Source organism: Candidatus Dependentiae bacterium, from assembly GCA_016191325.1.
Lineage (GTDB): Bacteria > Babelota > Babeliae > Babelales > JACPOV01 > JACPOV01.
Window position 1 is genome coordinate 1,018,519 of record JACPOV010000008.1, and the last position, 15,658, is coordinate 1,034,176.

Below are 15,658 nucleotides of genomic sequence, written 5' to 3' on the forward strand. Positions count from 1 at the left end.
TTGCCATGTTCTACCTTTATTCGCTCATTTCAGATTCATCAGATTCTTCAATTCCTTCTGCGTGCTTAACATCATATGAAGAAGCATTATTTAAAAGGCCCTTCATCTTGTTTTCACGCAAGAATGTATCAACATCTTGTGCTGGCGCATCTTCAAGTGACTCTGGCTTGTAGTACGCAAGTGATTGCGAACGCTCAAGCTTGGTGGTCATATGACGCATAACAACTTGTGTATATTTAACCTTGAAGAGAGAATCGAGCTCTTTTACGAGCGCTTCGTTTTGGCCTTTATTTGCTTCAAAGCGAACTAAGAAGTAAACGCCGTAATCATTTGCCCAAATAGGGTATGCGAGGCGATATTTTCCCCAACGCTCAAATGAAATAACTGAACCCTGTGCTTTTTTTACCAGTCCATCGATATGGCCTTCCAATGAAGTTGCTTCATTGGCAGTAATCTCTGGAACTGCAAGAATAAGTGTTTCGTACCGTAACATAGTGGTAGATCCTTTATGAAAACTAACTGGAAGTGTTTATAAAACACTATAAAACAACCGCTGTTTTATTTAGTTGAACATAATACAGTATAGCTAAAACTGAGTAATTGGCAAATCAACCCATGCCATTAAAGCCGTGGTCTGCGCATTGACTCAATGCTTTAAGCACATGTAGTAGGTTAATAAAGCAAAGAAATGAAACTGGATTCTTATGGGGTCCCCAAAATATAAGTTTTGGGGCAAAAAAACCCCACCATTTTCAGGCGGGGCTTTGAATAACTTTTTAGATCAATTTTTGGTTACGTTGAATAACGCGACCAATAATTCTGAAGTGGTCTTTACCACGAATCAATGCCACCGGGGCAGATTTATGGTTAACCGATTCTAAAACAATGAAATCTTCTGTGTAGGTTACTTGCATGATAGCGCGCATTTGCGTATCGTTGCCGTACTCAACCGCTGCGATATCGCCAGATCTGGTCCACACTTCAGGAGAGATAATCAACAAATCGCCCTTAACAAAGGTAGGAGCCATCAGGTTGCTATCAATTGAAAGTGCAAAGCATGAGCCGTCGGTCGTATTCAAAACCGGTACAAACTCGTCTTTGTGGCCACTGGTAATTTGCATAAGTTGGTTATTATAAGGAGATGGATTGGCAGGAACTTCTCCAACAACCGGCACAATTTGAACCTTAAGCTTAACATCCGCTTGCTCTGGCATGCTGACGTTGCTATCAATATTGTCCGTTCGCTGCTTGCGTTGAGCAAAAAGATCTACAGGGCTAATTTCGAAGGCATTAGCCAATTTTTTAAGCGAATCTTCGTTCCAGCGACGCGTGCCATTTTTTATATGAGTTAGGTAACTTTCAGACATTCCGGTCTTTTCAGCCAGTGTTTTTGTCGTCCAGCCCTTTTCTCTTAGTAATTCTTTTACACGCAATTGTGTCGATGAAGACATGGTTAAACTCCTCTTGGTAAATTTCTGTCCAATATGATAGTATGGTTCTGCATTTAATTAATTCTAATTGTATCCAGTACAAATATTCTTGTCAAATGGAAAAAATGCCCCATGGTAACATTTAAGATCAAAGAACGGTTCAAAAAAAACCATTATGAGGCCATAGCATGGCAAGAAGGCCGACTGGTATGCGGTATCGACGAGGTAGGTAGGGGGTGCCTGGCCGGCCCGGTAGTCACCGCAGCGGCGATTCTGTTGCCAAATAAGAAAAATCCTCTCATAAAAGATTCAAAGCTTTTAAGCCAAGAAGAATTACAAAAAGCCTATAAATGGCTCACAAAAAACAGTTGGTCGAGCGTTGCCATCGTAAATCATAGAGATATTGATATCTATAATATCTATCACGCTACACTGCGCGCGATGAAGCGGGCCTTTATGCAACTTACAGGTAGTTGCCCCCAGCAACCTTCTGCGGTACTCGTTGATGCGATGCCCCTTACTCTTTTAAAAACACCGTATGAACATCTTGATGTTTATCATTTTCCATTCGGTGAACGCAGATCAGATTCTATAGCTGCTGCCTCGATCATCGCTAAAGTTAAGCGAGATGAGCTCATGCGCAATCTTGCGCGATCATTTCCAAACTATCATTTTGGCCAACATAAAGGATATGCTACTAAATTGCATCGGCAAGCGGTGCATATCCACGGAAGCTCGATCGTTCATCGACTCAGTTTTCTTGAAAACAAAGCGTTTGCACAAAAAAGGTGAGAACAATGCTGGAGAGCAACAAACCATTTGCTGAGGTAATAGAAAGCTCGCTGACAGGCTGGCTGGCACAAAGTTGGGATTGGGATAAAAGCCCCTCATTTGGCTCGATCGTTACGATTGAAACGAACGATAGAATTCTCTTTGGAATTGTATATCAAATCAGAACAGGCTCGATAGATCCCGTACGCTACCCGTTTACGTATCAAAAAACGGAAGCGGAGCTTATGCGCGAACAGCCACAAATTTTTGAATTCCTCAAGACCACCTTTTCTTGCTTAATTGCCGGCTACCATGAAAAAAATCATATTTTTTATCAGTTAGCCCCTGAACCGCCAAAAATTCATGCATTTGTGCAAAATGCTCATGAAGAATTGCATAAAAAACTATTTTCTCAACATCGTTATTTACATCTTATTTTTGCTTTATCAAATAATCTTTTTAACATCGATGAGTTGTTGTTAGCTCTTCTTAAAGAACAATCGGACAGAAATTTAATCACGCAAGATTCTCTTGAGCAATTTATAGAAACATTTTCTTTGCTCACTGGAAACGATTATCGACGCTTAAAACTTTTTTTGCAGCGCGTAGACGATATTGTTCAATAAAGTGTTAGATAAAAGGGGTACCATGAAGCTGCATTCTCTATTTTTTTTCGCGTTCTTTTTTCCAGCCCTCGCAATGGAAGAACCTAAGGCGGAACAAAAAAAATGCTGGATTTCAAAAAAGCTTTCAGGATGCGAACATTATCACGTTAAATTATCAGAAATTCCAAGTGAACAGAGCCCTGGTGATCTTTTTGACTTTTTTAATATTGAAGTAAATGCTCCAGACGAATTATGCGTAATGTCATCACTACAGCTCGACAAGCAAGAACAACTCGAATATGTAGGAACCGCACTCATGGGAATTAATTACCAACCAGAAAAAAATACGCTTTTTCTCGCTGGAATTGAACTCGCAATTAAAGAAAAACTAAAAAAGGAAATAGAACATAGGGCTAAGAAAAGTCCAAAGGTTCCACCCTCTCCAAAAAATATGAAAGAAGTTGTTCAACTTCTGCCCGAAACAGCTCAATCACTCAAAAAACAAATTGCCGATCTTCCCAAAGTAAAAACAGTCAGACGAACAAAATCAGAAATGCCAATTTTACACGAACACTCAAAACATCTGCAACCTTCGATAGCAGTACAATCGAACGAAATACCCAAAATTGAAACGAAACTTGATAATAGGCCGTCGTTATCCTGGGCGCAACGCAATACAAAAACGTTTGCAGTGCTTATCGGAATAGGCGCATGTGCCGCTACCCTAGCCCTTCAATGGGGGATTAAAAAAATGCCAAATTGGCAATCAGCGCTGTTTACAAAATAAAAAAATTATGGCAAAATTATATGGTTAATTGTCAATTTTTATAAAAACTGATTTGGTTGTTATGAACTATTTAAGAGCAAAAAAGCTTTTATTTATACTATTTTTGATGCATGGGGCGCAACTATACTGCGTGGATGAAAGTCGCTCGGCAACCGTCTTGCGTTTTCTTTATCAGAACGCAGCAGGAAGGGTTGTTCGCTCATTTATTACACGCAACGGCTATTTCAGTGCTTTTACGGGCTGGTTAGCGAATCGCTCGGCAAGCAAATATATTATTCCGACGTTCATCAAGCAGTATCGCGATCAAATTAATATGAATGAGGCTCTCAAGCCCGATATTAAATCGTACAAAACATTTAATAAATTCTTTAAAAGAAAATTAAAGCCCGAGTGCCGGCCAATAGACTCAGCAATCGATTCGATCACAAGCCCAGCCGATGGCAAAATATATGCGATCGAACAGCTCAACGAGCAAACCGAGTTTCTTGTAAAAGGAAAATCGTTTAATGTTACCCAATTACTTGGCGGGAAAAATTCTGGTCTTTCAGCCGATACGTATAAAAATGGAACAATGATTATTGTTTATCTTGCGCCGTGGAACTATCACCGTTTTCATTTTCCCGTTGACTGTGCTGCCAAAAAGGCGCAGGTAATTAGTGGTGCGTATGAATCGGTAAATAGGATTGCTTATCAATTTGGCATTCAACCACTGACCGAAAACGAGCGCCATCTTATCCAGCTCGATCACAGTGATATCGGCAAAATTGCTTTTATTCCTGTTGGCGCTTTATGCGTAGGAAAAATTAAAGAAAAATACGATCCAGAAAAAGAATTGCACAAAAAAGGTGATCAGGCGGGTTACTTTGAATTTGGTGGCTCTACGATAGTGATGCTTTTCCCGGAAAATACAATTACACTTGATGAAAGATTAAAAAATACTGCAACGCAACCTCTTGAAATCAAAGTTGGTGAGCGCATAGCAACGATTATTAAAAAAAATGAGCGGCCCTAATTTTTTGGAAAAATAAGTATGCTAAATTTTTTTAAAACGCAGCTGAATAAAATCGTTTCTCATTTTTCACGCATCTCGTCACTTTTTTCCAAAACATCAATAGATGAAGCTTCTCTAAAAGAGCTTGAGCAGCTTTTGATTCAGGCAGATACGGGCGTTAAAACAACGCGCCATATTTTAGATCAATTAAAAAAAACGGCACCGCAAGAACTTTCAGGTGCAGAACTTAAGCGTCACCTTTCAGGGATTCTTCTCGATCTACTTAAACCGTTCACTGCTGCTGAATCTAAAGTTGTTTATTTAATGGTTGGCGTTAACGGAAGCGGAAAAACAACATTTGCAGGAAAACTTGCGAATCATTTTGTTCAAGCAGGAAAAAAAACAATTCTTGTAGCCGCAGATACATTTCGCGCTGCAGCGCCGGAGCAATTAAGAATATGGGCCGAAAAATCAGGGGCGCGCATTGTGCAAGGTGCCGTAGCTCAAGATCCAGCTTCTGTCGTATTTTCAGGATGCGAGATATTCAAAAAAGAACATGCCGATGCTCTTATTATTGATACTGCTGGCCGATTGCAGACAAAAACTAATTTAATGAATGAACTTTCAAAAATAAAACGCATAATCGCACGGCAACTGCCCGATTATAAGATTATAACGCTCCTGACTATCGATAGTATGCTTGGGCAAAATTCGTTCGAACAGGCAAAGATTTTTCACGATGCCACACCAATTGATGGCATCGTGCTAACCAAACTTGATGGAACTGGAAAAGGAGGCATCGTATTTGCGATTAATTACGATCTTGGCATTCCCGTTGCCTATATTTCATTTGGCGAAAAAATTGACGATCTGAAGCTCTTTGATAAAAACGAGTATGTCTCATCACTTTTTACGTAACTGCTTTACCTTAGCATTGTACATCCTCTCCCGCTCTTGGCGAAGAAGTTCCCAGTCAACGCCTTTGCCGGGCGCAATCCCTGCTATTTCAGAATATATTTTTTGCAAACGTGAAAGTTCTTCTAAACGTACAGATTTTTCAAAAGTAAGTCGGTAGCAACCAAGACCTGGAGAAAATTCTCTATTTTTTATTTTAAGCCCCAATAATCCAAAGTTTAGAATATCAGCAAAGACAACCCTGCCTTCATCATCAAGATTCATAAATTCAGATTTTATTTTAATAAAAATCGTGCGCATTCCTCTTTGCTTCGTCTCAGTGAGAACGTTAATTTTTTGGTTTAGTTTGCCATATAACGATAACTTAGCTTTCACTTTGGGCTCTGCAACTTCAGTTAATGTTTTTTCTGCTACAAAATTAATTTCCCATTCCTCATTTTGTTCTTCAAATTGACTTATATCTCTTTTTTCCATTCCATAACATGCGTTCGATAAAATTTCCAAAAGAACAAGCAAAATATTGAGCATTCTTTTCATAGTTTTCTAACTTATCGATAAAGGGTTATTCTAGAAAAACAAGTATAACCATACACAGAAAAAAAAGTGAAAGGTGATTATCGTTGAATCATCAAACGCGCACATTAATTGCTCAACTCGAGCAACAATTAGCTCCTATTTATAAAACAACAATAGAGCAACAGCAAGTTGCTTGGTGGCTTTTGCAAGCTCTTACGGGGCTTGATGTTGCACACCTTTTGACCAAAGAAACGCTTCAGTTAACAGATGATCAGGAAAATAAACTTAATGAATGGATTCGGCTGCACACGATTGAGCAAAAGCCATTGCAGTATATTTTGGGGACGGTACCATTTGGTTCGCTTCCTATAATTGTTGAGCCGCCAACCCTTATTCCTCGCCCAGAAACCGAAGAATGGACTTTACATTTAATAGAACTTCTCAAAAAATTAAAAGATCAACGTTTAACCATTTTGGATTTATGCACTGGCAGTGGCTGCATTGCACTCTTGCTTGCAAAAGAATTACCAAAATCTCAATTAGTCGCCACCGATCTTGCCGATTCAGCGCTTTCTTGTGCGCGCACAAATCTAACTGCGCACCATTTGCAAAATATTACGATCATTAAATCAGATCTTTATGGAGCAATCGAACCGCGCGCTCAGTTTGATTTAATCGTCAGCAATCCTCCCTATATTGCCGCACGAGAATGGAATCATCTCGATCCGATGGTTGCAAACTGGGAAGATCGCAATGCGCTTGTTTCCGAACATGCTGGGTTTGCGCATATTGAGGAGATTATAAAAAAAGCACCCCTCTATTTAAAACCAAACACCCAGATGAAAGAATTGATGATTCCACAATTGGTTATTGAGATTGGCTACCGGCAAGGAAATGCGGCAAAAGAACTTATGCGCAACGCACTTTTTGAACATGTTCAGATTTGGAAAGATCTTGAAGGAAAAGATCGCGTTGTTTGCGCCAGGATGCCGCTATGATTTGGCGAAAAAAAACTCCCTCTTTTATTGGCGTGTGCCTTTTTGATGATCATCTCGAACTGAGTTGCACCAAAGAAGAAGATGCCGATTATAACGTGCGTACAGAATTGATTTTGCTGACCGGTTCTCAAATCGTGAATGGATTAATTTATAACCGTGGGGCAATAAGCGAACATATTGCACGTTTTGCTCATTTTTTTCACTACCCATTTATTGTTTTATCTGTAAATGATCGACTTATTTATTCCGATAGTTTGCAGCAAAAAAATCTAGCCGCGCAGCATAATTTTCATTTTTTTCTTTTTATCATAGAAAATAATCTGAACTGTTCGTTGATAACAACGCATGATCGCGCAAAAGACCTTGCGCAATCGCGCAATTTTATTCATTGTGATCATGCAACTGTTCGAGCAGTTGGCCTCTACTTATTGGGAAAAGAATATTATGAAAAAAACAGTTAATCTTTTTTATCTTCTGCCGCCAAAGCATCAAGAATCGCTTAAATTTTGGTATCGTATTTCTTGGATCCTTCTGGCTGCTGCTTTGATAATTGTCTTAAGCATTAATGCATGCCAATTAATGCACATCATGTACGCAAAAACAAAAAGAGATGAGCTCATTGTTGCACAGCGCAATAATCCCTTTTGTGAATCATTAGAAGCACTCCAAACACAAAAAAATAATTTCCAACGTTCACTCGAGAAAATAGGGCGCTATCAATCTGCAACAAAAGTGCCGCTCGAACTACTGAATTACATTTCATCGGTCATTCCAAAAGATACCGCACTTACGCAAATTGCATATCAAGATAAAACATCACTCACGGTAAGTGGCCAAACACACAATTTGCGATCGCTTGAACAATTTTTAGAATCATTGAAAAAATCCAATCATTATAAAACAATTAAGCTCGATTCTCTCCATCACGGACGAGATACAAAAGATGAAAATAGTTTGATCGATTTTCGCCTCATAGCAGCACTTATATAAATATGTTAATCTCTATAAACGAGCATCCATGCTCGTACGTTTTTTAGGGACAAAAACATCATGGGAAAAATCAGACAATTACCGCCTCACGAGGCGCACAAAATTGCGGCTGGAGAAGTTGTCGAACGGCCAGCTAGCGTCATTAAAGAGCTTGTAGAAAATTCGATTGATGCAGGCGCTACTGCGATATCTATTTTTATCAAAGATACAGGAAAAACATTAATTCGCATCGTGGATAATGGATGCGGGATGAATCAAGAAGACGCTGAACTTTGTTTTTCTCATCACGCAACGAGCAAAATTACATCGGTCGACGAACTTTCTTCAATAGCAAGTTTTGGATTTCGGGGTGAAGCACTCAGCAGTATATCGGCTGTTAGCAAAGTTTCACTCGTGACAAAGGAAGCAGCTCAATCGGGCGGAATATTAATCGAGCGTGAAAATGGCGTTAATACGATTTCTACCGTAGCGGCACAAACCGGCACAGACATTGCAATTCATGATCTTTTTTATAATGTTCCCGCACGAAAAAAATTTTTAAAAAGCGATCAAACCGAATTGCGCCAAATAGTGCAACTTTTTCAGGCGCTTTGTTTTGACTATCCTCAGATTCATTTTAAATTATATTCGCAGGATGCTCTGAGCTACAACTGCCCTCCAACAGAAACATTATTGCAACGCGCACAACAAATTCTTGATCCACATGTTTCAAATTCTCTCGTTGAGCTTGAACCGTACCAAAATGGCTCATTCACTATTCAAGGTGTAATATCTGATCATCAACTTTATCGCTATGATCGAAGTTTGCTTTTTTTCTTTGTTAATCAGCGATGGGTAAAAAATAGCGGCCTTTCAAAAGCATGCGTAAAAGGATATCTCAACATCCTGCCTCCTGATAAATTTCCTGTGGCCTTATTAAAAATCGAGATTGATAAGCAGCAGGTTGATATCAATGTTCATCCTCGCAAAGAAGAGGTCGCTTTCTTGCATCCGCGAATTTTAGAAAATGCGATTCAAGAAATAGTGAAGAAATCACTTTCGCTGAGATTCATTCCTGAAAAAAAAGAATCGATCTCACAACCGATGCAGTTTCCTCCGCAACTCAATTCTGCTGCACCGTCAGCACAATCAAGCTTTTCACCACAGCCAACATTTGCGCGCACAATCAATTTTGATTATTTATCTCCCGCGCCGTTCACTGTACCGGTATTTACCAAATCCAAAGAGATAGATGAAATTGTTTTGCCAACGCCGGCTATTCAAGCAGAAGAAATTGAATCTTTAGATATACAAATTCCAATAAATGAAGAAACACCTTTGCGCTTAATTGGCACCTTCGCGCAAACCTACCTTGTAATCGAACAAGAAAATGGATTACTGCTTATTGATCAACATGCAGCGCATGAGCGGATTCTTTATGAACAATTTAGATCTCGTTTTGGGCAATTACCAACTATTCAATTGCTCTTTCCTGATGTGCTTGAGCTTTCATCTAATGAAATTGAAACAGTGGTAGAATATAAAGATTTTTTTGCGCAGCATGGAATTATTCTAGACCAATTAAGCAAAACTCATATCGCGATTCAGGCGATACCCGCACATTTAAAAAATGCATCGCGCCAAGATCTTATTAAAGAATCGCTCGCTCTCATTACAGAGCATCTTGAACTTCCCAAGGAAGAATTTTTCAAAAAAGCGCATGAAAAAATGCACGCTCAAATGGCTTGCAAGGCTGCAGTAAAAGCTGGTGATCAATTATCAGTTGAGCAACAACAAGAACTTATTGCACAGCTTGAGAAATGCGAAAATCAGATCGCATGCCCGCATGGCAGGCCAACGCGCTGGCTTTTGAGCACTTACGAAATTGAAAAAAAGTTTAAACGTAAACTTTAAACTACTTTGCTTGCGAAATTAATTTGCGATACGCGTGCGCATAAATTAAAGCTGCCGCAGGAATAACAATAAGTAAGGTTACGCCAAAAAATGAGAGCGCGGCCCATCGGATAATCGAAAGTAAGAATACTAACCCAACCAAATCCATTTTGTGCCCTTTTGTTATTTGTGCGCTTCTTCTGAATGATTCAAAAACGCCAGCGTCTTCATCTACAATCGCATATTGGTAGAAACCAAAGGTAATCACTAAATAAATTCCGGGAACAATTAATAAGGCAAATCCAATAGCGCACATCAACCAATAAAGAAATGTCGCGATAACATCACGCACTAAAAGTCGCCAGCAAGAAAATAGCGTTTTAAGGGTGCTGCGATCATGGTCATAAAAATCGAGCGAGATTTTTACCAAACCTAACGCCATCAATCTATGCAATGTATATAACAATAATGATAATATACATACAGCAATCGAGAAAGCGGGGCCAGTTTGCATAATAACGTTCTTTATAAGTTCAGCGTTAGAAACTCCCGCCGCGTTTAGGATTCTAACAATTTGCATTATTTGCGTCGCAAACGGAAATGCCGTAATCGGTAAGCCAACCAGAACGGCTCCAACCATTACACCCAAATAGATCAACATAACTGCTATAAAAAAAGCAAAATGTTCAATTACGGTAGAAAACCCAAACCACAGGGCACTTTTGATAGAGAAATGCTTTTTCATCTAATATCCTTTCTAGCCTTTTTTCAAAAAAACTATACCTCATTGATCGCAAACAAAACAATAAATAAGGCTTTTTTCAGGTTCACTCCTTCACGAATGATCAAAAATAGGCTATATTTTAGGGCTCGACCCAGTTTACAAATAAAGGCCTTTTGCTATACTATTTTATAACTGAATTAATATTTAATAATTGAGAAATTATATGAAACGAAAATTTTTAAAAAGCTTACCTATTTTTATTCTGCTTTCCTTCGGTTACGCAGACGCAATGAACTTTGGAAACAAATTCATGAGCCACTTTGCTAGAATTGGCCTTGTTACAAAAAAACCCGTAACAAAAGCATTACTCTCGCGTCCCTGTTCATATTTAAAAAACGATGCGATCGCACAATCTAAAAAATTTAATTCAGTAAAGCCTTCATTATATTTAGGAGCTAGCATAGGGACCGCCTATCTTTTTAATGAGAGATACTTAAAAAAGCACATTAATAATAACCCATTAACGTATAAAGATCTGCCAACCAAGTCAGAAATACCACAACACATTGAACCTCAGCCTGTTGTGTATGCGGGACCCATTAAGGTACCAACAGAAGAAAAGCCTAGTATTAATGATATCGATGAGTTTGCTGCTGAAACACTTCGAGCTTTTCTTGACGAAACCAACGACTATGGATATGCACAATTTCGTGATGCCATATTATGGTTTAGTGAGCCTTTCCAAGGCAATGCCGAAACAAAAAAAATAATCGAAATTTGTAATGACTTTGATGAAAAACTCGCCAAACAACAGCCCAATGATTTGATCTGGCGTCTTTATCTTGAAGTTACCTTCGATAATCTTCCTGAAAAAATGAGCGCTGTTGCTGTTTCTAGAAGAAATCAGTTTGAAGGAAAATACATTCGACGATATGATCTTGCATACGCCTATGCAGAAAAAATGGCCTTAAAAATTGCGAATGAAAAAAACTCAAATCTTGATTAGCATTCTAGCTTTCTAGTCGAAACAAAATCACTTTTCTTAATTGATCTAGAAGACATATTGAAAGATATATGGCTTTATTTTCTACTAATATAAAATTTGCTTGACAACCTATACCCAGGCTGCTACGATCATCGAAGAATTGAAAAAACTATCAATAATGTCCCTAAACGAACAATACTTCTTATGTATTGTTCACCCCCCTAGCCCTTCAGCTTATTTCAAAGTTGGAGGGTTTTTTTTAGCTTAAAAACCTACCGGTGCATTTCAATTTTGCATAAAGAGCCGTCGCCTTTGCGCACAAGCGCTGCTTGCTCAGATTGCTTTATGATTTCCCATGAACCGCCGCTCATTTTTTCAGGGCTTGCTTCAGAATTATTTTTGATTTCTATAACCTCTGTGGTCGCCACTTCTTTTTTTTCAATTTGCTCGTGCGGCATTACTGGCGGCGCAAACTCAAATGGATTACGCGCAGCTTCGTTGCAATTAACTACGCCAAAGATAAAGAATAAAAAGTAGAGAAAATTTCTATACATGCAGAGATTCCTTAAGCTTGATAGTCTCTAAAATGCAGTGCGCGCGAAGCATATTTTCTTGCCGCGTGATCGAAATATCTTTGCACGCCAAAAATTCTTGTGCATCAAGTAGTTTTAAAAGCTGCATTATTTGTTCAAATGTGCCTTGAAGGGTATATGAGAGCCCCTGCTTAGTGCACCATTCTTTTTCTTTTTCATATTGATACGAACAAGCTTGAACGGTCAGCCCACATCTTTCAGCGATGCCCACAATGGAGAGAAATTTAGTTGGAACTTGCTCAGAATTATTACTAAATAGATCTCGCAATTCAGATTTTAAATTATTCGATTGCTGCTTAAAGCGTTCACTGGTTTTTCTATCCTCGAAACTCTGCGTTATCGCTTTTTCAAGAATAGCTGTGTGTTTAATAACCGATTCATGAGCACTAACTAACCTCAGGTAGATGCCCATATACCAGATGGCAACCAAAACACTCAATAACGCAATGGTTAACAAATAGCGAACACTTGATGAATAGTGCGCGACCCGCGCTGCTATCCGATCTACACCAATAACGAGATACATTCAAATAGTCCTCAGCTTACTAAGAAGTTTGGCTTTATCCATTGTAATGGATCTATTTGTATGTTATTAATTCTCATTTCCCAATGTAAATGGTATCCACTTGCATAACCTGTTTTGCCAAGTGTACCGAGCGGGCTGCCACGTTTTATTTTTTTTCCTGGCGTAATCTCCGCAAAATCATCTAAATGAAAGAAGAGTGATAAGATACCGCAACCGTGATCGATAACGACCGTGTTACCGCTATGCGCGTAGCGGTTTTTCACAACAACGATGCCATCTTGCGGTGCCCAGACAACACTCTTTGGTGTATTTAGAACGTCCACTGCCTTGTGAACATAGCGCCCTTTTTCTTGTGTTGTACGAATCGTTCCAAAATCGGTCGATACCGCCTGAATTTCGATTGGCGGGTAAAAAGTGCCAGCCCACAGTTTTTCTTTAGGCGATTGTTTTGCTAATTTTTCAAGCTCGCCCTCGAGCAAATCGTTGCTCACGCCCAATTCATGCTCGAGTTTCATTTTTTCTGCACTTACATGCAATAATTGTTTCTTAAACGGAAACATAATCACCTGGAATTTGCCATCGAGTCTGCAGGTGCGCCCTGTTTTATCGACAATGTCGACCGAAGCTACATATTCGCTTGGCACATCTTCGCATGAAATAGGAATAAAGCATTCGTAGATGCGTGAATTTTTTGATTCAGGAAAACACTCAAAATTATTTGAGAATGCTGTTGCGATAGCATGATCTATATCTTTATTAACTTGGAATTGTAGATGAAGCGTGCGGCCTTGAAATACTTTTAAATCCGATTCTGGGCGTACAAATGCTGCTTGCAAAGGATCATTATCCACAAAGAATGAGCGTTCTTCTACTATTTTTTTTCTAGAATAGGTGCCGTTGGTTACTTCTACCTTTAATATATGTTTGCCATTTGGTAACGTTTTGGTCGGGACCGTAAATGGATGCTCAAAGCGGCGACTGTTTATTTTATACTTTGTTAATAGCGGTGTGCCATCGAGCCAAACAGAAATATCTGAAACTTTGAAACCATCATTGCCGGCAAGAATACAATAAACATCTCCTGCGTAAAAATTATTATTCTCGATTCCTGTTAGAAGGCAGTCTGGCGAAGAGGCATCAAAAAAATAATGATAGCCGCGCCACGACATTAAACCTGTAGCGAGAAAAACGCCAAATAAAACAATAATTTTCATGCGCATAGGATTACCTTGTATTTTTCCGTATTTATGAAACACATTCTTTTGCATAGCACGATACTCAATATAATTCTTTTTTGTAACCGAGAAAAGCGCATTCTTGGAAAATCACACAAAGCATTGCTATTGCCTTTCTTCTTTCTTTAAGATTCTATCAATTAAATATAAAAGGAAGTAGCGATGCCTCATTTGCGTATGTTTGTAAGCAGTTTTTTTTGCTTGTTTACGCTCGCTTTATATGGCCAGAATGTGCCATGTCGTACCATTTCTTCATCTATTAATTCGTGTCAGCTTTTCAATACATGGGTGAACAGTTCTGGGCAAAGAATTCCCATAAACTCGAATAATAAATATCATACGCCTCTTGGCACGATGGCCGGCTCAAAAATGTTTAAATTCGCTCATAATCGTGGCCAAAAAACGGCTGCTGGTATAGTGATTGCAATAAATCATCCACGGGGCAGCGAGCTTTTCCCTACAAACGGAGCATTTGCTTCTCAGCTTGATGCATTTCTTTCAAGCATTGATAAAAATAATTATTTTCTGGCTTATTTTGGACGTATTCATTTAATAGTTCTGCACGAACTTTATTCTTATCTTATGAAAATTTACACAACATTTAATATGACCGTAACGCGTGATTTGCAAGAATATTTAAAAAACGAGCCCATACAAGCACTCAACAGAAAAACACATATCATTAATCATTTCCTGAATATTATTGAAACACAATCAAATCAAGCGATAAGGGCGCGAATGCCTGCCCTCCCCCAACATTTGGCAACCTACGCAGGAAACACAGTTCTTCTCAATCATGATTACGGAGCTGATCTTAATCTACTGATTGAAAAACAAGAACTGAACGTTATCAACGATCCGGTTATCCAACAGGGAATTCGTGATATGCGCAGTTCGTATCTTGATATCTTTGGGAAATATTTAGCTTTCTTTAAGAGTTATACCAGTTCACTTGATAAAGAGAGCGCTACTTATGGTACCGAATTTGTTGGCCATGCGATCACGATTCAAAAAATCATGGATGAAAAGACTCCCAAAGTACCGCAGCCTGGAACTTGGGATGCTGCGGCAGTAAAACAGCGAACAGAAACATTACGTGAGTTAAAACATATAAATCCACCTATGTTTTTTTATAATGATGAAACGATACGAAGCATTAAAGTGATTCATCAAACAGCAAAAACATTTGGGCCAGAAATACAAAAAGTTGGTTGGCCGCGAAAATTAGTGCAAGACGCGATAGATCCAACCCCTATCAAAGACAAAAATCGCCAGACAACACGTCTTGTACCGCCCGCTTATTTTCTTGACGCTTCCGGCAATGTAACCACAAATGAAAAAAGTGCCGTCCGCTTATACGTAAATATTCCTACACTGCAAGATATGTACACGCAGGAAGTTCTCGTACAACCAGAATGGATGAATACACAACGCGGAGTTACCTTAATGCTGCGCGCTTGCCTTGGTGACTTTACAGCGCTCTTTGATCCAATTTTTGAAAATGAGATCATATTAGATCCGTGTATTCGGTGCATTATTATGAATGCAGGAATAAAACAGGGAGTGGTAAATACCGCACGTTATGCACAAGTTTGTGAGGAATGCACAAGCTACCTTGATGCGCTTAAGAAATTAGTCGCGCAACAACAGCAAGCTCAGCAGGGCCCTCCTCCACCAATCGATCCATCTCAACAACCCCCTCCAGGGCCATAAGGAGCAT

18 protein-coding genes are annotated in these 15,658 nt (G+C 39.1%); 11 read left to right on the plus strand and 7 right to left on the minus strand.

Features of this window, described 5'->3' with window-relative positions; translation table 11 throughout:
• Positions 1 to 16 precede the first annotated feature (16 nt).
• Together HYX58_05450 and HYX58_05455 are read right to left on the minus strand one after the other, a co-directional pair.
• Positions 17 to 493, minus strand: a complete 477-nt coding sequence (locus HYX58_05450; protein MBI2775425.1) for a 30S ribosomal protein S6 — start codon at positions 491 to 493, stop codon at positions 17 to 19.
• Between the two features lie 283 nt (positions 494 to 776).
• Positions 777 to 1,451, minus strand: a complete 675-nt coding sequence (locus tag HYX58_05455; GenBank protein ID MBI2775426.1) for a helix-turn-helix transcriptional regulator — start codon at positions 1,449 to 1,451, stop codon at positions 777 to 779.
• Between the two features lie 111 nt (positions 1,452 to 1,562).
• On the opposite strand from HYX58_05455, the gene HYX58_05460 reads away from it, so the two are divergent.
• The 5 genes from HYX58_05460 to ftsY all read left to right on the plus strand — a co-directional run bounded on the left by HYX58_05460 (position 1,563) and on the right by ftsY (position 5,502).
• Positions 1,563 to 2,222: a ribonuclease HII gene (locus tag HYX58_05460; GenBank protein MBI2775427.1), complete on the plus strand. Its 660-nt coding sequence runs from the start codon at positions 1,563 to 1,565 to the stop codon at positions 2,220 to 2,222.
• A 5-nt stretch (positions 2,223 to 2,227) separates the two neighbouring features.
• Complete coding sequence (locus HYX58_05465) at positions 2,228 to 2,827, plus strand: hypothetical protein (GenBank protein MBI2775428.1); 600 nt, start codon at positions 2,228 to 2,230, stop codon at positions 2,825 to 2,827.
• Between the two features lie 22 nt (positions 2,828 to 2,849).
• Positions 2,850 to 3,593, plus strand: coding sequence for a hypothetical protein (locus tag HYX58_05470; protein ID MBI2775429.1), 744 nt, complete (start codon positions 2,850 to 2,852; stop codon positions 3,591 to 3,593).
• Between the two features lie 61 nt (positions 3,594 to 3,654).
• Complete coding sequence (psd, locus tag HYX58_05475) at positions 3,655 to 4,605, plus strand: phosphatidylserine decarboxylase (protein ID MBI2775430.1); 951 nt, start codon at positions 3,655 to 3,657, stop codon at positions 4,603 to 4,605.
• Between the two features lie 18 nt (positions 4,606 to 4,623).
• Complete coding sequence (gene ftsY, locus HYX58_05480; GenBank protein MBI2775431.1) at positions 4,624 to 5,502, plus strand: signal recognition particle-docking protein FtsY; 879 nt, start codon at positions 4,624 to 4,626, stop codon at positions 5,500 to 5,502.
• Here ftsY and HYX58_05485 read toward each other — a convergent pair.
• Entirely contained in the window at positions 5,488 to 5,973 is a 486-nt protein-coding gene (locus tag HYX58_05485) for a hypothetical protein (GenBank protein ID MBI2775432.1), read from the minus strand. The two genes, ftsY and HYX58_05485, sit on opposite strands and share 15 nt — an antisense overlap.
• A 146-nt stretch (positions 5,974 to 6,119) precedes the next feature.
• On the opposite strand from HYX58_05485, the gene prmC reads away from it, so the two are divergent.
• From prmC to mutL, 4 genes are read left to right on the plus strand one after another with little or no spacing between them, the layout of a single operon-like run.
• Positions 6,120 to 7,013, plus strand: a complete 894-nt coding sequence (gene prmC, locus HYX58_05490; GenBank protein ID MBI2775433.1) for a peptide chain release factor N(5)-glutamine methyltransferase — start codon at positions 6,120 to 6,122, stop codon at positions 7,011 to 7,013.
• Entirely contained in the window at positions 7,010 to 7,474 is a 465-nt protein-coding gene (locus HYX58_05495) for a hypothetical protein (protein ID MBI2775434.1), read from the plus strand. The genes prmC and HYX58_05495 overlap by 4 nt, the downstream gene beginning before the upstream one ends.
• Positions 7,458 to 8,003 carry a PilN domain-containing protein gene (locus HYX58_05500; GenBank protein MBI2775435.1) on the plus strand — a complete coding sequence of 182 codons (546 nt, stop codon included), beginning with the start codon at positions 7,458 to 7,460 and terminating at the stop codon, positions 8,001 to 8,003. Before HYX58_05495 ends, HYX58_05500 begins: the two co-directional genes overlap by 17 nt.
• A gap of 60 nt (positions 8,004 to 8,063) precedes the next feature.
• Positions 8,064 to 9,896, plus strand: coding sequence for a DNA mismatch repair endonuclease MutL (gene mutL / locus HYX58_05505; GenBank protein MBI2775436.1), 1,833 nt, complete (start codon positions 8,064 to 8,066; stop codon positions 9,894 to 9,896).
• Between the two features lies 1 nt (position 9,897).
• Here the strand turns inward: mutL and HYX58_05510 are convergent, their stop codons facing one another.
• The gene (locus HYX58_05510) at positions 9,898 to 10,620 is read right to left on the minus strand and encodes a hypothetical protein (GenBank protein ID MBI2775437.1); all 723 of its coding nucleotides are present in this window, start codon (positions 10,618 to 10,620) and stop codon (positions 9,898 to 9,900) included.
• 202 nt (positions 10,621 to 10,822) lie between these two features.
• Here HYX58_05510 and HYX58_05515 point away from each other — a divergent pair, with 202 nt between their 5' ends.
• Positions 10,823 to 11,605 (plus strand): hypothetical protein, encoded by a 783-nt coding sequence (locus HYX58_05515; protein ID MBI2775438.1) that lies wholly within the window; start codon positions 10,823 to 10,825, stop codon positions 11,603 to 11,605.
• Positions 11,606 to 11,856: 251 nt separating this feature from the next.
• Here the strand turns inward: HYX58_05515 and HYX58_05520 are convergent, their stop codons facing one another.
• The 3 genes from HYX58_05520 to HYX58_05530 are packed head-to-tail and all read right to left on the minus strand — an operon-like array spanning position 11,857 to position 13,923.
• Positions 11,857 to 12,138, minus strand: a complete 282-nt coding sequence (locus HYX58_05520; protein ID MBI2775439.1) for a hypothetical protein — start codon at positions 12,136 to 12,138, stop codon at positions 11,857 to 11,859.
• On the minus strand, positions 12,131 to 12,703 hold the full coding sequence (locus HYX58_05525; protein ID MBI2775440.1) for a hypothetical protein: 573 nt from the start codon (positions 12,701 to 12,703) through the stop codon (positions 12,131 to 12,133). The genes HYX58_05520 and HYX58_05525 overlap by 8 nt, the downstream gene beginning before the upstream one ends.
• Before the next feature lie 11 nt (positions 12,704 to 12,714).
• Positions 12,715 to 13,923: a M23 family metallopeptidase gene (locus HYX58_05530; protein ID MBI2775441.1), complete on the minus strand. Its 1,209-nt coding sequence runs from the start codon at positions 13,921 to 13,923 to the stop codon at positions 12,715 to 12,717.
• Positions 13,924 to 14,100: 177 nt separating this feature from the next.
• On the opposite strand from HYX58_05530, the gene HYX58_05535 reads away from it, so the two are divergent.
• A complete protein-coding gene (locus tag HYX58_05535) occupies positions 14,101 to 15,651 on the plus strand; it encodes a hypothetical protein (protein MBI2775442.1) in 1,551 nt (516 codons plus the stop codon).
• Positions 15,652 to 15,658: the final 7 nt, after the last annotated feature.